The following is a 16,767-nucleotide window of genomic DNA, read 5'->3' as shown; positions in this document are numbered from 1 at the left end:
ATGCGGGCTTTTTGCCCGCCATGCACATCCTGATCGTCGAAGACAACGCGCTGGTGGCCAGCGGCGTGCGCGCCGGGCTGGAACTGCACGGCTTCACCTGCGACGTGGCGCCCGATGCGGCCAGCGCGCGAGAGCGCATGGACGGCGCCCGCCACGCCACGCCGTACGCCGCCTGCGTGCTCGACCTGGGCCTGCCCGACGGCGACGGCATCGCCCTGCTGCGGCGCTGGCGCGCGGCGGCGGTCGATGTGCCGGTGCTCATCCTCACCGCGCGCGGCGCGCTGGAGGACAAGGTGGCCGGCTTCGAGGGCGGCGGCGACGACTACCTGACCAAGCCCTTCGACCTGCAGGAGCTGGTGCTGCGCCTGCGCGCCCTGCTGCGCCGCGCCGCGGGCCGCGCGAGCGACCGGCTGGCGCTGGGCGACTGCGAGGTGCGCATGGACACGGCCGAGGTCTGGCGCGATGGCGCGCGCGTCGACGTCTCGCGCCGCGAATGGGCGCTGCTCGCCGCGCTGCTGCAGGCCCACGGGCGCACGCTCACACCCGCGCAACTCCACGACAGCCTGTACGGCTTCGACCTCGACGTCGGCAGCAACACCGTCAACGTGCACGTGCACCACCTGCGCCGCAAGCTCGGCGCGGACATCATCGAGACGGTGCGCGGCGTAGGTTTTCGTTTAGGACGCAGCAGCGCATGAAAAGCCTGCGCCTGCGCCTCGTGCTGGGCCTGAGCCTGACGCTGTGCGTGCTCTGGGGCAGCGTGGCCGCGTGGCAGTTCACGCACCTGCAGCGCGAGCTGCGCACCATGCTCGACGAGCGGCTGATCGCCTCCGCCAAGATGGTGGCGAGCATCGTGCACCAGTTCCAGCCCGTGCACGGCGCGGTGCCTACGCCGGCCGAGCAGGAGGCGCTGCAGTCGGTGATCGCGCGCGACGGCGTGGCCTGCGAAGTGAGCCTGGTGCGCAGCGAGGTGGAGGTGCTGCCAGCCCCCCGCACGATTGCGCGCACCGGCAACGGGCCCGACTTCTCCGCCCTCGGCGGCCCCGGCTTCGGCCAGATCACCAAGGGCGGCAAGGCCTGGCGCACCTACGTGCTGGAGGACAACGGCCTGCGCGTGGCCACGGCCGACCGGCTGGACGTGCGCGAGCACCTCGTGCAGACGGTGGTGCGCACGCTGGTGCTGCCCTTCGCGCTGGCACTGGCGGGCGTGCTGTTGCTCACCTGGTGGATCAGCACGCGCAGCCTGCGGCCGCTGCGCCACCTGCGCGAGGAGTTGGCCCAGCGCCCGCCGCACGACCCCACGCCCGTAAGCGCGGGCCGCGACACGGTGGAGCTGGCACCGCTGGTGGACAGCCTGAACCAGCTGCTCGCGCGCATCCAGGCCTCCATCGCCCACGAGCGCCGCTGGACGGCCGATGCCGCGCACGAGTTGCGCACCCCGCTCACCGCCATCAAGACCCACGTGCAGGTGGCCCAACTGGTGCTGCAGCAGGCGGCCCCGCCCGCCAGGGCGCAGGACGCGCTGGGCCAGGCGCAGGAGGGCATCGCCCACATGCACGCCACCCTGGAGCAGCTGCTGCAGCTCGCACGGCTGGAGACGGGCGACGGGGACGCAGCGCGCGCCACGCAGGGCGAGGCCATCGCCGAGGCGTTCCAGCGGGCCGTGCAGCAGTCCCTGCAGCGTGCGGGAGACGAAGGCCGCGCAACGGCCGCGCTCGATGCGCAGGTGCTGCCCGGGCCGTGGAGCGGCGCCGCCTTGCCCCTGGCCCCCTGCCTGCTGACCTGCGCCACCACCAACCTGCTCGACAACGCGCTGCGCCACTGCGGCGCCGTGCCTCCGAGCGCCACGCTGCAGTTGCAGCGCGGCAGCGGCGGCACGGACTGGGTGGAAATCTGCGTGCGCGACCAGGGTCCCGGCCTCACGGCCGAGGAATGCGCCCAGGCGCCGGAGCGCTTCTGGCGCAAGGCCGCCAACGGTCCCGGCAGCGGCCTGGGCCTGACGATCGTGCGCCGCATCGCCGAGAGCGTGGGCGGCGCGCTGGAGCTTGCGCCGGGCCACCCCGGCCTGGTTGCGCGGCTGCGGCTGCCCGTGCAGCTACCGAATCCGTAGCTGGCAGCGCTTGCCCCTGCTGGGTTTCAACGTCTTGGCAAACTCAAACCCTTTGGGGAAAAGCGCAAGCAGCTTCTGTTTTGGTAGCGGACAGCGCGCAGCTACTTGCTGTCGCCGCCGAGCGCCTCGAACAGCCCGCCCTTGCGCTGGGCATTGGCGCCCGTACCGCCCGAAGCCTCCACCGCCGCGAGGAAATAGCTCAGCGACTCCACCGCCTTGCCGCGCTGGTCGCCGCTGTTGATGGTCTCGTCCACGGTGCGCCCGCCCGCCAGGTGCACGCGCACCCAGCTGCGCTGGGTGTAGGCGATCTGGCTCACCACGCGCAACGGCACGTCGAACGCCATGGCCGGATAGCCCAGCGCGGGCGCCTCGCCGCGCGAAGGCAGGCGCAGGCGCACCGTGTCCACGCCGCTGAAGTGGAAGTCCGCGCCCGTTACCTGCACCTGCTGGCCGGGCAGGCCCACGGTGAGCACCGCCTGCCCTGCCTTGGCGCCGGTCCACGACGCTGCCAGCACGGGGCATGCCGCGGTCGTGCCGCAGACCACCTTCTCGGGCGCCACCGTCACGGTCTTGGCGCCGTCCGCGGCCACGCCCTGCGTCACCTGGGGCACCAGCGTCTGCTTGCTGGCGCACCCGGCCAGAACCAGCACGCCCAGCGCGCTTGCCAGCCAGAATTTCATGGAATCGCTCCTGTCAAAAGCCGCATGGTGCCATGGCTGCGCCGGCCCCATGCCTTCCGGCCTTCAGAAGAACGATGCGGCCGCCCCTGCGGTGCGGTAGACGCTGCCCACGTCTTCCAGCAGCGCCGCGTCGGGCGCGATGCCCTCCTCGCGCATCACCTTGCGCACGATGGCGAAGCAGGCCGCGCCCGTGGGGATGCCGCAGTAGTGGCCGATGTGCAGCAGCACCTCCCGCAGCTGGAGCTGGGGCACGCCCGTGCGCAGCAGCGCGTTGCGCACGTGGCGCTCGAATTCCTCCATCTGCCCCGCCCCCGCCAGCATGCCCAGCGTGACCAGGCTCAGCGTCGGGCGGTCGATGACCTGGCGGGCCCAGGTGCCGGCCCAGCTCACGTTGGTGACGTACATGTTCCATGCACGGTCCATGGAACTGCCCTGCCCCTGCAGCTTGTCCACGTGCGCGTCGCCCAGGACGGCGCGGCGGCTCGCCGCGCCGGCGGGATCGAAATCTTGGGTCATCTTGAACTTCCTTTGTCGTCGAACCACGGCCGCATGCTGTCCCGGGCCCTGCGCGCGACGGCTTCGGCAGGCTGCGCCAGGCAGGCGGCGTTGAATATCTCGACCACCACGTCGCCCGCGTAGCCCGCGCACCGCAGGTCGGCGAAGAACGCCTCCAGCGGCATCGCGCCCTCGCCGGGCAGCAGGCGGTAGCTGCGGCTGACCTCGATGGCCGGCATGCGCAGCGGAACCAGGTCGCACACCTCCACGAGGAACAGGCGCTGCGGCGCGATCTCGCCGACTGCAACGCGGGTGTCGCCGCGCACGAAGGCGTGGAACACGTCCAGCTGCAGCCCGAGCGCGGGGCTGTCCACCGCCTCCACCAGCTCCAGCGCGCGCCGCCAGTGGTTCACATGGGGCGCCCAGGCGATGGGCTCGTAGGCGATACGCAGACCGCGCGCTGCGGCCTCCCGGGCCAGCTCACCCAGGTCGTCGATGAGGCAGGACTCATCGCCCCGCGCCGAGTCCTGCGAGTTCGCGGCCAGCGTGACCAGCGGAGCGCCGGCGAGGTTCGCCAGATCCATCATGCGGCGCGCGATATCGAGCTTGCGCGCCCTTTCGCCGGGCGGGCAGCCCTCGAAATGGCGGATGGCCTGCAGCGCGGTGACCGCCATGCCTTCGTCCTGCAGCATGCGCAGGGCGGTCTCGGGGCCTTCGAAGTGCTCGAACAGATCGCGCGCCCATAGCTCCGTGGCCTGGAAGCCCGCCCGGCGCATGGCCTGCACCTTGGCGCCGAAGGTCCCGCCCAGCGCGGCGGTGGAAAAAGCGATGCGGTTCATGGGGCGGGAAGGATACGCAGGCGCCGGTAGGCCTGGATGATCTCCAGGATCATGGCCGGCGTGTCCACCGTCTCGCCGAAGCCGTGCCGCCGCAGTTTTTCGAGCGACATGGTCTGCTCCCACGCCAGCGCCAGCGTGGCATCCATGAAGTTCCAGTCCACCAGCGCCGGCAAGGCATTGGGCACCAGCGCATCGCGCTGGACGACCCGGCTCCAGAGGCCGGCCAGGGGCGGCATGGTGTCGCGCAGCGCCTGCGGCCGGGGCGGAGCGGCCTCCATGCCGAAGGCCGCGGCAACCGCCGGCCATACCTGGCTCCACGAGAACACGTCGCCGTTGGCGACGTTGAAGTCCTCGTCGCGCGCCGCCGGATCGGTGGCGGCCCACAGCATGGCGCGGGCGAGCAGGTCGGCCGAGGTGTAGGTCAAGCGCGCGTCGAAGGCCGCCTGCGAGCCGGGAAAGGCCAGCGGCAGGCCCTGCTCCTTCATGAGCTGGGCATAGACCGCCATGCCCAGCATGACGTTGCTGGGGCTGTGCGTGGCCACCCCGCTCACGCAGTGCGGCCGCAGCGTCGACCAATGCCAGGGCCGCCCCCGGGCGCGCTCGCGCACGAGCGCATGCTGGTCGTAGTAGAAATGCGCGGCGCCGGGCACCGGGTCGCTCTCGCGCGCCGGCACTGGAAAGGGCCCGGCCGTCGATCCGTACCACTTCAGGCCGTGCACGAGCTGCACGTGCCGCAGCGAGGGCAGCTCCTGCAATACGTCGAGCACCGCCTCCAGCACGCGGACGTTCGACTCCCGCTCGATCCGGTAGCCCTTCTGCAAGGTCCTGGCCAGGAAGAACACATGCGACACGCCCGCCACCTGGCCCGGCAGGGCCTGCACGGATGCCGGGTCGAGCAGGTCCAGCGCGATGGCGCGGTGGGTCGCGGGCGGGTCATGGGGCGGCGTGCGCTGGGTCGCGGCGGTCTCCCACCCCGCGGCCGCGAGCGCCCGGACCAGGTGCCCGCCCACCAGCCCGGAGCCGCCGATCACGAGGGCTTTCATCCTTCCGCGCGCGCGCCGGCCTTCTTGACCACGGCCGCCCAGCGCTCGGTCTCGTCGCGCACGAACTGGCGGAACTGCTCCATGGGCATGCCGGAGGCGCGGGTGCCCAGCTCCTGGAACCGCCGCACCGTGTCGGGCTCCTGCAGGATGCGCTGGACCTGCGCGGACAGCTGCCGGAGCACGTCGGCCGGCGTGCCCTTGGGCGCGAAGAGGCCCTGCCACGAGGTGGCGACGAAGCCCGGCAGGGTTTCGGCGATGGTCGGGATGTCCGGCGTGTCCGGCCAGCGCTCCGCGGAGCTGATGCCCAGCGCGCGCACCTTCCCGGCACGGGCCTGCGCCAGCGCCGTGGGCATGTTGTCGAACGCGAGCTGCACCTGCCCGGCGATCAGGTCGGCCATCATCTGGCTGCTGCCCTTGTAGGGCACGTGGAGCATGGACGTGCCCGTGGTCATTTTGAACAGTTCCGCCAGCACGTGCGTCGACGTGCCCACGCCCGTGGAGCCGTAGCTCAGCTTGTCGGGATGGCTCTTGAGGTATTGCACCAGCTCCGCCACGGTCTTGACCGGAACGCTGGGGTGCACCACCAGCATGTTCGGCCCCGAGGCCACCAGCGAGATGGGCTCGAAGTCGCGCAGGTTGTCGTAGCGCAGGTTCGGGTAGACCGAGGCGTTGATGGCGTGCGAGCTCACCGTTCCCATGATCAGGGTATACCCGTCGGGCGCCGCCTTGGCCACGTATTCCGCACCGACGCCGCCGCCCGCGCCCAGCTTGTTCTCCACCACCACGGGCGCCTTCCACGCCTCCGAGAGCTTCTGGGCCACGTAGCGCGCCACCACGTCGGTCACGCCGCCCGCGCTCAGCGGCACGACGATGGTGACGGCGCGCGAAGGGTAGCTGCCCTGGGCGAGCGACAGGGCGGGCACGCCGCCCGCCATCGCGATGCCGCAACCGATGAACTGTCTTCTGTTGAATGTGCTCATGCTTGTCTCCATGGTTGTTGTGTAGCGAAGAAATGTCGATTCACTGAGGCAGCGGATCGGGGTCGAAGCTCGGGCGCGGCCCTGCGATGGGCGGCATATCCCAGGCGCCCGCCGTGAGCCGCGGCGCGTCGGCGGCGACGCGCACGTCCAGCACCGTGGGCCGGTTCGACCGGATGGCGCGCTCCAGCTGTCCGCCGAGGTCGGCGGCACGCTCCACGCGCAGGCCTTGCGCGCCCATGGCCTGGGCCAGCAGCGCGTAGTCGGTGCTGTGCAGCGCGCCGTCCACGCCGTTGTCGCGAAAGCGCGTGGCGAATTCGCGGTCCTGCCCGTAGAAGCCCTTCTGCAGGTCGCGGATGGAGACGTAGCCGCTGTTGTTCCACACCACCCAGACGATGGGCAGGCGGTATTCGACGGCGGTGGCCACGGCGCTGGCGTGCATGAGCATGCCCCCATCCCCCACCACCGCCACGACGGGCCTGTCCTGCGCGGCCAGCTGGGCCCCGATGGCGCCGCCGACCCCGAAGCCCATCGTGGCCGAGCCGCCCGACTGCAGGAACAGCCCGCCTTCGCGCACGGGCCACTGCTGCACCATCCAGCTGTGGTGCTGGCCGATGTCGGACAGCACGACCGCCTGGCGCGGCGTCACCGCGGCGATGTCCGCCACCACGCGGCCCGGGTGCAGCGGCGCCTCGTCGCTGCGCTGGCCGGGGGCCAGGGCGTCCCGCCACAGCGCGCGCCAGTGCGCGGTCGCGGCGACCCATCCGGCGCGCCGCTGCGGGCGCAGGTCCGCGTGGCGCTGGGCTTCCCGGGCCAGCTGGTCCAGGAAGGTGCCGGCATCGGCCAGCACGCCCAGTTCGGTGGCGTAGTTGCGCGCCAGCGCGGACGGGTCGACGTCCACGTGGATGATGCGGGTGCCCGCGCTGTGCGTGACGCCGTCGGCCCAGCTGCTCGTGCCCCGGTCCCCGAACCGAGTGCCCAGGGCCAGCAGCACGTCGCAGCCGCGGGTGGCGCGGTTGCCGGGATAGCCGCCGTCGCGCCCCGTGGGCCCGAGGTACAGCGGGTCCTGGTCGTCCAGCACGCCCTTGCCCTGCGGCGTGGTGGCCACGGGAATGCCGAGCACCCGGCTGGCGCGTGCCAGCGCCTGGGCGGCGTCTCCCACCAGGCAGCCGTGGCCGGCCAGGATCAGCGGGCGCTCGGCCTCCAGCAGCATCGCCAGCGCCCGCTCCACGGCCTGCGCCGGCGCCGCGCTGCGCCAGTCCACGCCCTTACGCCACACCTCGGGGGACTCGATGCCTGCCTCCACGCGCTCCTCGAACACGTTGAAGGGAACGTCCAGGTGCACCGGCCCCGGCCGGCCCGCCACCATGGCGGTGCAGGCCTGGCGCATGAGGCCGGGCAGCATGTCCGCGCGCGGCGCCTGGAAGCTGCGCTTCACATAGGGGCGCATGGCGGTGACGAAGTCCGCCTGGTGGTGGTGCCCCAGTTCCTGGAACGGCCCCTTGTTGAACTGCTGGGTGGGCACGTTGCCCGTGATGGCGAGCAGCGCGGAGGAATCGAACATCGCGTTGGCGATGGCCATCTGGATGTTGATCGAGCCCGGGCCGCAGGACGTGAACGTGGCGGCGGGCTGGCGTGCCACCCGGTAGTAGGCGTCCGCCGCGAACCCGGCGATCTGCTCGTTGTGCACCGACACCGTCCGAATGCGGTCGCGCCGGTCCAGCGCCGCGTCCATCAGGCCCACGATGCCGTGGCCGCACAGGCCGAAGAGGTAAGGGACTTTCTCGGCGATCAGGTGGTCGACGATGATTTCCGCGCCTCGCAGGGAATGGGTCATGGGAGTCCTTCTTGTGATTCAGTGGTGAGAATCGGGGCCTGGCGCGGCCGGTAGGGCCTCCACCAGCGCCTCGATGGTGTCGAAGACCTGGGCGCCCGCGGCGCGCAGGGCCCGTTGCTTGGAGGCCAGCGTTCCCCGCTCGCCCAGCACCAGCGCGCCCGCATGGCCCATCGTCACGCCTTCCTTGGCCTGCGCGCCGGCGACCAGGGCGAACACGGGCTTGGGGCAGCGCAGCGCGGCCCAGGCCTCGGCGAATTCCTCTTCCTCGTCCCCGCCGATCTCGCCCACCAGCAGCAGGGCCTGCGTCGGCGCATGGCGCGCGAAGCCTTCCGCGAGGTCCGCGAACCGCAGGCCCTTGACCGGGTCGCCGCCCACGCCGATCCAGACGCTCTGGCCCAGCCCGCGCTGCACCATGCGCCGGCCGACTTCGTACGACAGCGTCCCGCTCTTGGACATCACGCCCACCGCACCGGGCGCCAGCGAGATGTCGGGCAAAAAGCCCAGCTTCGCCTGCCCTGGGATGCACAGCCCCGGCGTGGAGGCGCCGACCCATTCCACGCCGGCCTCGCGGGTGAGCGCGCGGATGCGCAGCGCGTCATGCACCTCGATGCCTTCCGCCACCGTCACCACCACCTTCATGCCGGCATGGACGGCTTCCGCCACGGCCTGCAAGGTGGACTGCGGCGGCACCAGGGCGATGCTGACACGCGCGCCGGTGGCGCGCGCGGCCTCGGCGCAGTCCCCGAAGACGGGAAACGCCTGGGGCTCACCGGCGCGCACGCGCCCGGTGCCCCCGGCGATGCGGGTGCCGTAGCGCTGCATCAGCGCCGCGTGCTTCTGCCCCATGCGCCCGGTGATGCCCTGCACCAGCACGGGCGTGGCGCGGTCCAGTTCAAACAGCATGGAGTGCTCCCTGTTCCTGGGTGCAAGAGGCCTTGCCCAGCAGGCGGCCCACCCGTGCGATGGCTTGCTGCAGGTCGGGCTCGAAGACGATGGGCAGCTCCGGGTGGCGCGCGATGATCGCCCTGGCCTGCTCCTCCCCGTTGCCCACCAGGCGCGCCACGATCGGCCAGCGGCATTCCGGCCGGGCCTGCAGCGCATCCACCAGCAGCTGCGTGAACTCCGACAGGTCCGTGATGCCGGCGAAGATGTTGACCAGCACCACCTGCACGTCCGGCGCCGCGGCCAGCCAGTCGAAGATCCGCAGCAGGCGTTCGGGGCTGCCGCGCATCTGGCCGGTGCGCATGTCGCAGAAGTTGAACGGCGCGATGCCCTGGCCCACCAGCTCGTCGATGAGCATCATGGACAGGCCCGCGCCCGTGGTGACCAGTCCCACGCGGCCGGCCGGGTCGATTTCGACGAAGTCGAAATCCTCGGAGAGCTTGCGCCAGGCATCGGGGTACAGGTCCCGCTGCTCGGCCAGGATCGCCCGCACCGGAGAAGCCGCATCCACGGCATTCATGTCGACCACCACCTTCGCGTCGCCCGCGACGAAGCGGCCGTCCTCCTGCGCGAACAGCGGGTTGATCTCGGCCAGCATGAGGCGGTGGGCGAGGAACATCGCCACCAGGCGCTCCCCCACCTCCTGCAGTCCGGCGCGCAGCGCGGGAGCGGCCTGCGCGCTCATGCGCCGCACGGCGCCGCGCAGGGCCGCCTCGTCCAGCGGCAGGAGTTCGTTGAAGCCCTGGCCCGTCGCCGCGTGGGCCTCGATGTCCACGCCGCCCTGCGGGCTGTGGATCAGGCGGATGCCGCCCGCGCTCGCATCCACCATGAGCGCCAGGTAGTGCTCCGCGCCGGCGCACGCCTCCTCGACCAATACATCCCTGGCGCGGCACCCCTTGATGCGCAGGCCGAACAACGCGTCCAGTACGGCGGGCAGACCGGCGCCATCCGCCACGCGCCGGACGCCGCCGGCCTTGCCGCGCCCGCCGACGGGCACCTGGGCCTTGGCGATCCAGGGCCCCTGGCCGGGCAGCGCGGGCACCGCCTGCGATTCACGGACGCGCACCCCGCGCGGCACGGCGATGCCGGCCTCGCTCAGCAGCCGCTTTCCATCCGCTTCGAGCAACAACATGTCGTTCCCTTGCCTCTCAAACGTTGAAGACGACGAACCGTTCTTCGGTCATGTCCTGGATGGCGAAGCGCGGCCCTTCCCTGCCGATCCCGCTGGCCTTGACGCCGCCGTAGGGCGCCTGGTCCGACCGCCAGGTGGAAGTTCCGTTGACGATCACCGCGCCCATGCGCAGCGTGCGCACCGCCTGCATGGCCAGCGGCAGCGACTGGGTGTAGATGCCCGCCTGCAGTCCGAACGGCCCGGCGTTGACGAGGTCGAACACCTGCCCCACGTCGTCGAAGGGCGCCAGCAGCACGACCGGGCCGAACACCTCGCCCTGCATGGCTTCGCAGTGCCAGGGCACGTCGGCCAGCACGGTGGGCTGCACCAGGGCGCCCTCGTGGCTGCCTCCGCACACCAGCCTGGCGCCGGCGGCCACGGCATCGTCGACCAGCCCCTGTATCCGCCGCGCGGAATGCGCCGAGATCACCGGGCCCACCTCGGTGCCCTCGTCCAGCGGATCGCCCACGCGCAGCGCCTGCACCATCTGGGCGACGCGGGCCGTGAACGCCTCGTAGAGCGAACGGTGGACCAGCACGTTCTGCACGGAGATGCAGCTCTGGCCCGCCAGCCGCATGCTGTTGCGCGCGCAGGCCTGCGCGGCCTCCTCCAGCGGCGCATCGGCGGCGACCACCGTGAAGCCGTTGCCGCCCAGCTCCAGCGCCACGCGCTTGAGGCCGCTCGTGGCCTTCACCCGTTCCCCGATGCGGCTCGATCCCGTGAACGAGACGAAGTCCACCTGCGGCGCAGCCACCAGCCGGGCCGCGGCCCGGTCGCCCTGCACCACCTGCAGCCAGCCGGCGGGAATGCCGGCCTCCAGCAGCACCTCGGCCAGCCGGCAAATGGTCAGCGCGGACTGCGGTGAGGGCTTGAGCACGACCGCGTTGCCCGCGGCCCATGCCGGTCCCAGCTTGTGGGCGGTCAGGTTGACCGGCGCGTTGAAGGGCGTGATGGCTGCCACCACGCCCACGGGAAAGCGCAGGCTCACGCCCAGCTTACCCGCCCCGATGGCGCTGGAATCCATGGGAATCTGCGCACCCTCGATGCGCACCGCCTCCTGTGCGGACAGCTCGAAGGTCTCGGCGCTGCGCAGGACTTCGGTCAGTCCGTCGGCCACGGGCTTGCCGGTTTCGATCGCCATGGTCCGCGCGATCGACGCGCTGTGCCGCCGGATGCCTTGCGCCGCCTGGCGCAGCAGCGCGGCCCTGTCGCGCGCGGGCATGGCGGCGATGGCGGCCTTGGCCGCAGCCGCGGCGGCGAGCGCACGGTCCAGCAGTTCGTCGCTGCATTCGCAGACCGAGAAATCGCTGCGCCCGGTGAAGGGGTTGCAGGCGGGCACCCGTTCGGGCGTCTCGATCCACTGGCCGTCGATCAGCAGCGGGACATGCTGCGGCAGGGTGTCTGTGTGCATGGAGTCCTCGAACATGGCGCGGCTCAGGCCGCCAGCGCCAGGATGCCGTCGGGCGAGTCGCCGTCCTTGACCAGGCGGCGCCCGATCAGGTCCTTGAGCGTTTCGGTGGCCCCGCCGCCCAGGGTGCCGTAGCGCGCACCCCGGAACAGGCGCGAGACCAGGTATTCGTCCGTGAAGCCGTACCCGCCGTGCACCTGGATGGCTTCGCTGGTGACGCGGATCGCCACCTCGTTGCATGTGATCTTGGCCACAGCGCTCTGGAACGGGTCGGGGAAGGGGTTGGCCGAGGCGCAGGCCTTGTACAGCAGGCCGCGCGCACCTTCGATGTCGCGGTACATGTCCGCGAGCTTCCAGCGGATGCCCTGCGAATCGGAGATGGGGCCGCCGAAGATGGAGCGCTCCTTCACGTACTTGATGGATTCATCGAACGCCCCCTCGGCCAGTCCCAGGGAGATGCTCGGGTTCAGGCAGCGCTGCGTGTTGAACGCGGTCAGCAGCTTCTTGAAGCCGTCCTCGCGGATGACGAGGTTCTCCAACGGCAGCTCGCAATCGTTGAACTGCACCTCGTGGAGGTTCTCGCCGCCCAGCGTGTGGTAGGTGCCGGTGACGGCCAGCCCCGGCGTTCCTGCCTCGACCAGCACGCAGCCGATGCCCTCGCGCCCCGGCTGGCCGTTGATGCGCGTGAAAACCACGAACACGCCGGCCTCGGGTGCGCGGCTGATCAGCGTCTTGGTGCCGTTGAGCACCAGGCGGTCGCCCTTCACCACCGTGTTGGTCCGGTAGTTGGCGACATCGGTGCCCGCATGCGGCTCCGTCATGCACACGGCCAGGATGCATTCGCCGGTGCACACCTTGGGCAGGATGCGCTCGCGCATCTCCTTGGGCGCATAGGTGGAGATCACGCGGGTCTGCACGCCCGCCTCGCCCAGCACCGCCATCGCGGTGACGTAGCAGGTCTTGGCGATCTCCTCCAGGATCAGGGCCGTGTCGAACACCGGCAGGCCCAGCCCCCCGTACTCCTCCGGAACCGCCATGCCCAGCACACCGATGTGCGCCAGTTCGCGGATGTTGTCCCAGGGAAAGCTGCCGTCCAGGTACTGCAGGCCCCGGGTCTTGAATTTGCCCTGGGCCAAGTCTCGCACCGAGGCGATCATGAGCTTGCGTTGTTCGTTCAGGTGAAAGTCCACGGAGGTTCCTTTGCTTCTTGTGGAGCGCATCCGCCGCAGGGATGGCGATGCCGTTGGAACCGCAGTCTGCGCCGCGCGGCGTGGACTTTCAAACGAGAATATGTACCGTCCAGGCTTACTTTTGGTAAGCCTGCTCCGGGTCTGGAACGACCATCTCCAGCCATGCGAAGAAGGCATCCACCTTCGACTTTTCCGCGCCCTCGTCGCGTGCCAGGGCGTAGTAGCCGAGCTCCCGGCCGAGCACCACGTCCGACACGGCGACAAGGCTGCCCGAGGCCAGTTCTTCCTCGACGTAGCGGCGCTGCACCAGCGCGACGCCCAGTCCCCGGCGCGCGAACTCCAGCACCACGGCCATGTCCTCGAACGACTGCAGGCGCTGCTGCGGCATGGGAACGCCGGCCTGCGCGAACCAGTCGTGCCAGTCCTGCCGGCGCGCCTCCAGCGACAGCAGGGGCCATCCGGCGATGGCCGCGGGGTCGGCGGCCGCGGTGCCCGCGGACTGGCGCGCGCGCAGGTCCGGGCTGCAGACCGGCACCAGTTCGTCGCGGAACAGCAGCAGCGCCCGGTGGCCAGGCCAGTGCGGGCCGCCGTAGCGGATCACGATGTCGGCCTGCCCGCCGCTACCCGCGGCAGGCGCGGAGGAACCGCCGGAGAGCCGCACCTTGATGTGGGGGTGCGCCGCCTGGAAGTCCGGCAGCCGGGGCACGAGCCACTTCACCAGGAACGTGGTGTAGCCGCGGATGGTCAGGATGCTGGAGGTGTGCCGCGTGCGGAATTCATCGGTCAGCGAAGCGATTTGCCGGAACGCCTTGCCCAGGCCCTTCGCGTAGTCCATGGCCTCTGGCGTGAGGCTGATGCCGCTGGGCTCGCGCCGGAAGAACTCCACCCCGAAATAGTCCTCGAGCAGCTTGACCTGCCGGCTGATGGCTGCGGGCGTGACCGACAGCTCCTGCGCGGCGCGCGCGAAACTGTTGTGGCGCGCCGCTGCCTCGAAGGAGCGCAAGGGATTGAGGGGTGGGATGGGTCTGGCCATGGAGGCCACTGTGCCATGGGGCCGCGCCTCCCGCACCCGGCGCCCGGAACAACGCCGCGCGCAACCCGCCTATAGCGCCCAGCCTGCCGCGCGCAGCAGCCCCGCCGTTTCGTACAGGGGCAGGCCCATGATGCCGGAATAGCTGCCCGCCATGTGCTCCACGTGGGCCGCCGCGCGGCCCTGGATGCCGTAGGCGCCGGCCTTGCCCATGGGCTCGCCGCTGGCGACGTAGGCGTCGATCTGCGCGGGCGTCATCGCTGCGAAGCGCACGCGCGAGACCGACAGCGCCGCGCTGCGGCGCGGCCCGTCCTGCAGCGCCACGGCGGTCAGCACCTCGTGCTCGCGCCCGGACAGCTCGGCCAGCATGCGCGCCGCATCCTGCGCGCCCTCGGGCTTGCCAAGGATCGTGCGGCCCAGCGCCACCGTGGTGTCGGAGCACAGGATGGGCGCGGGCGCCAGGCCGCGCCGCGCGTGGCGGGCGACGGCGGCGTCGAGCTTCAGCCCGGTGACGCGCTGCACGTAGTCGGCCGGCGCCTCGCCGGGCAGCACGGCCTCCAGGCCCTCGGCGTCCTCGTCGGGGCCGGGCAGCAGCAGTTCGTGGCGCACGCCGATCTGCTCAAGCAACTGCCGGCGGCGCGGGCTTTGCGAGGCGAGGTAGATGAAGTTGTGGGTCAAATCGGCCTCCAGCGCTTATCCAGCAAGCGCGAGCAGCTATCAAAAGCGTAGTATCACTCGCGGTGATAGGGGTGCCCTGCATTCACCGACCACGCGCGGTAGAGCTGCTCGATGAGCAGCACGCGCACCATGGCGTGCGGCAGCGTCAGGTCGGAAAGGCGGATACGTTCATGCGCCGCCTGGCGGAAGCCCGGGTCGAGCCCGTCGGGCCCGCCGATGACCAGCGCCACGTCGTCGCCGCCGAGCTGCCAGTCCTTGAGGCGCTGGGCCAGGGCCTTGGTGGTGAGGGAGGTGCCGCGCTCGTCCAGCGCGACGATGCGGGTGCCGCGCGCTGCGCCTGACGCAATCGCAGCCTCGATGCGCTCACGCTCCGCCGCGTACAGGGTTTCGAGCGTCTTGGAGCCGCGCGGCTCGGTCTTGACGGCCTTGAGTTCGACCTTCAGTTCGGGCGGGAAGCGCTTGGCATAGTCGTCGTAGGCCGTTTGCGCCCAGTCGGGCACGCGCTGGCCCACGGCGACGATGAGCAGCTTCATCAGAAGGTGTGAATGAATCCGGCGTGCCCGAGCGGGCCGCACAAACGTGCGCCATCAAGGCGCAAAGCGCAGCCATAGCCCGTGCTATGGCGAGCATTTGCAACGCCGAGGGCGTGCGTTTTTGCGGGACGAGCGGGCATGGCGGGTTCGTTCACACCTTCTTAGCCCCTGCGCGCCGGGGCCTTCTTGGCGGGGGCCTTGCGGGCCTGGGCCTTGGCGGCCGCCTTCTTCGCCACGGGCTTGTTGACCACGATGGTCTTCACCGGGGCCTTCCTGGCGGGCGCCTTCTTCGCGGCGGCTTGCTTCGCCGGGGCCTTGGCGGCGGTCTTGGCCGGCGCCTTTTTCGCTGCGGGAGCCTTGGAAGCCGTTTTCGCCGGGGCCTTCTTCGCGGTGGCCTTCGGCTTGGCCTTGGACTCAGGCGCAGCCTTGGCCGGCTTAGCGGCCGGCTTGGGTGCGCCGAGCTTCAGGCGCACGGGCTTGTCGCCCCAGATCTCCTCCAGGCGGTAGTACTGGCGGATGGCGGGCTGCATCACGTGCACCACGGCCTGGCCGCAGTCCACGATGATCCATTCGCCGTTGTCCTCGCCCTCGGTGCGCGGCTTGGGGAATCCGGCCTCGCGCACGGCGTCGCGCACGCTGGAGGCCAGCGCCTTGGTCTGGCGGTTGGAGGTGCCGGTGGCGACGATCACGCGCTCGAACAATGGCGAGAGGTGCTCGGTGTTGAAGACCTGGATGTCTTGCGCCTTGACGTCTTCCAGGCCATCGACGATGGCGCGCTGGAGCTTGGTGACGTCTTTCTTGGCGGCGGTTTCCGATTTGCTGGAAGTGGTCATCGGGCGGGTCTTCGGTAGGTATATGAAAGAAATAGGACTCTAGCGCTTACAGGATAAGCGCTGGCAGCTATCGAAACAAGAGTATCAGACCCAATCACGGCGCTGCAGGAAGCGCGCGGAAAGGTCAAACTCGGGCGAGCCGGGTTCCGGCTCGCGCTGGTAGCTCCACGCGGCCAGCGGCGGCATGGACAGCAGGATGGATTCCGTGCGCCCGCCGGACTGCAGCCCGAAGTGCGTTCCCCGGTCCCAGACGAGGTTGAACTCCACGTAGCGCCCGCGCCGGTAGAGCTGGAAATCGCGCTCGCGCTCGCCCCAGGGCATGTCCTGGCGGCGCTGCACGATGGGCAGGTAGGCGCCGAGGAAGGCATCGCCCACGCTCTGCGTCATCGCCAGGCTGCGCTCGATGCCGAGTTCGGAGAAGTCGTCGAAGAAGATGCCGCCCACGCCGCGCTGCTCGCCGCGGTGCTTGAGGAAGAAGTATTCATCGCACCAGGTCTTGAAGCGCGGGTACAGCCCTTCGCCGAAGTTGCCAAGCGCATCGCGGCAGGCGCGGTGGAAGTGCGCCGCGTCTTCCTCGAAGCCGTAGAAGGGCGTCAGGTCCATGCCGCCGCCGAACCAGCAGGCACCGCCCGCCGCGATCATGCGCACGTTCATGTGCACGGTGGGCACGTAGGGGTTGAGCGGGTGGAAGACGAGCGACACGCCCATGGCCTCGAACGGCGCGCCGGCCAGCTCGGGCCGGTGCTGCGTGGCCGATGGCGGCAGGCGCGGGCCGCTCACGTGGCTGAAGCCGCAGCCGGCGCGCTCGAACACGCGCCCGCCTTCGAGGATGCGCGTGATGCCGTCGCCCTGCAGGGGCGAGCCGGCCTCGCGCCGCCAGGCGTCGGAGCGGAAGCGCGCCCCGCTCTCGCCTTCGACCTCTTCCAGCGCGCCGGTGATGCGCGCCTGCAGGCCGGTGAGGTAGGCGCGCACGGCGACGGGATCGGGCGTCATTCCACCTC

The 16,767-nt window shown here is 70.9% G+C and carries 17 protein-coding genes; 2 read left to right on the top strand and 15 right to left on the bottom strand.

Translation table 11 applies throughout. The features are described from left to right. Nucleotides 1-20: 20 nt before the first annotated feature. Nucleotides 21-698: a response regulator gene (locus AAG689_RS09265; protein ID WP_406625688.1), complete on the top strand. Its 678-nt coding sequence runs from the start codon at nt 21-23 to the stop codon at nt 696-698. Further along, nucleotides 695-2,110 (top strand): ATP-binding protein, encoded by a 1,416-nt coding sequence (locus tag AAG689_RS09260; RefSeq protein ID WP_406625687.1) that lies wholly within the window; start codon nt 695-697, stop codon nt 2,108-2,110. The genes AAG689_RS09265 and AAG689_RS09260 overlap by 4 nt, the downstream gene beginning before the upstream one ends. A gap of 101 nt (nt 2,111-2,211) precedes the next feature. On the opposite strand, the gene AAG689_RS09255 is transcribed toward AAG689_RS09260, so the two are convergent. The 15 genes from AAG689_RS09255 to hemF form a co-directional block, all read right to left on the bottom strand. Further along, entirely contained in the window at nt 2,212-2,790 is a 579-nt protein-coding gene (locus AAG689_RS09255) for a hypothetical protein (RefSeq protein WP_406625686.1), read from the bottom strand. Nucleotides 2,791-2,853: 63 nt separating this feature from the next. Beyond that, nucleotides 2,854-3,306 (bottom strand): carboxymuconolactone decarboxylase family protein, encoded by a 453-nt coding sequence (locus tag AAG689_RS09250; RefSeq protein WP_406625685.1) that lies wholly within the window; start codon nt 3,304-3,306, stop codon nt 2,854-2,856. Further along, nucleotides 3,303-4,124: a sugar phosphate isomerase/epimerase family protein gene (locus AAG689_RS09245; protein WP_406625684.1), complete on the bottom strand. Its 822-nt coding sequence runs from the start codon at nt 4,122-4,124 to the stop codon at nt 3,303-3,305. Before AAG689_RS09245 ends, AAG689_RS09250 begins: the two co-directional genes overlap by 4 nt. After that, nucleotides 4,121-5,167: an SDR family oxidoreductase gene (locus tag AAG689_RS09240; protein WP_406625683.1), complete on the bottom strand. Its 1,047-nt coding sequence runs from the start codon at nt 5,165-5,167 to the stop codon at nt 4,121-4,123. Before AAG689_RS09240 ends, AAG689_RS09245 begins: the two co-directional genes overlap by 4 nt. Further along, complete coding sequence (locus AAG689_RS09235; RefSeq protein WP_406625682.1) at nt 5,164-6,147, bottom strand: Bug family tripartite tricarboxylate transporter substrate binding protein; 984 nt, start codon at nt 6,145-6,147, stop codon at nt 5,164-5,166. The genes AAG689_RS09240 and AAG689_RS09235 overlap by 4 nt, the downstream gene beginning before the upstream one ends. Before the next feature lie 40 nt (nt 6,148-6,187). Then, nucleotides 6,188-7,981, bottom strand: coding sequence for a thiamine pyrophosphate-binding protein (locus AAG689_RS09230; protein ID WP_020228967.1), 1,794 nt, complete (start codon nt 7,979-7,981; stop codon nt 6,188-6,190). 18 nt (nt 7,982-7,999) lie between these two features. Then, complete coding sequence (locus AAG689_RS09225; protein ID WP_020228966.1) at nt 8,000-8,884, bottom strand: hypothetical protein; 885 nt, start codon at nt 8,882-8,884, stop codon at nt 8,000-8,002. Then, on the bottom strand, nt 8,874-10,055 hold the full coding sequence (locus tag AAG689_RS09220; RefSeq protein WP_406625681.1) for an ATP-grasp domain-containing protein: 1,182 nt from the start codon (nt 10,053-10,055) through the stop codon (nt 8,874-8,876). Before AAG689_RS09220 ends, AAG689_RS09225 begins: the two co-directional genes overlap by 11 nt. A 16-nt stretch (nt 10,056-10,071) precedes the next feature. Then, nucleotides 10,072-11,505, bottom strand: a complete 1,434-nt coding sequence (locus AAG689_RS09215) for an aldehyde dehydrogenase family protein (protein ID WP_406625680.1) — start codon at nt 11,503-11,505, stop codon at nt 10,072-10,074. Nucleotides 11,506-11,528: 23 nt separating this feature from the next. After that, complete coding sequence (locus AAG689_RS09210; RefSeq protein ID WP_020228963.1) at nt 11,529-12,692, bottom strand: acyl-CoA dehydrogenase family protein; 1,164 nt, start codon at nt 12,690-12,692, stop codon at nt 11,529-11,531. 115 nt (nt 12,693-12,807) lie between these two features. Continuing rightward, nucleotides 12,808-13,725 carry a LysR substrate-binding domain-containing protein gene (locus AAG689_RS09205; protein WP_406625679.1) on the bottom strand — a complete coding sequence of 306 codons (918 nt, stop codon included), beginning with the start codon at nt 13,723-13,725 and terminating at the stop codon, nt 12,808-12,810. A gap of 69 nt (nt 13,726-13,794) precedes the next feature. Continuing rightward, nucleotides 13,795-14,400: a Maf family protein gene (locus AAG689_RS09200; RefSeq protein ID WP_406625678.1), complete on the bottom strand. Its 606-nt coding sequence runs from the start codon at nt 14,398-14,400 to the stop codon at nt 13,795-13,797. Nucleotides 14,401-14,453: 53 nt separating this feature from the next. Next, entirely contained in the window at nt 14,454-14,933 is a 480-nt protein-coding gene (gene rlmH / locus AAG689_RS09195) for a 23S rRNA (pseudouridine(1915)-N(3))-methyltransferase RlmH (protein ID WP_406625677.1), read from the bottom strand. Nucleotides 14,934-15,094: 161 nt separating this feature from the next. After that, entirely contained in the window at nt 15,095-15,766 is a 672-nt protein-coding gene (rsfS, locus tag AAG689_RS09190; RefSeq protein ID WP_406625676.1) for a ribosome silencing factor, read from the bottom strand. Between the two features lie 84 nt (nt 15,767-15,850). Beyond that, complete coding sequence (gene hemF / locus AAG689_RS09185) at nt 15,851-16,759, bottom strand: oxygen-dependent coproporphyrinogen oxidase (protein ID WP_406625675.1); 909 nt, start codon at nt 16,757-16,759, stop codon at nt 15,851-15,853. Nucleotides 16,760-16,767: the final 8 nt, after the last annotated feature.

The organism is Acidovorax sp. SDU_ACID1, from assembly GCF_045291395.1.
Taxonomy (GTDB): Bacteria; Pseudomonadota; Gammaproteobacteria; order Burkholderiales; family Burkholderiaceae_C; genus MR-S7.
The sequence above is the reverse complement of the archived record's forward strand: the minus strand, read 5'-3'. Positions and strand labels throughout refer to the sequence as shown.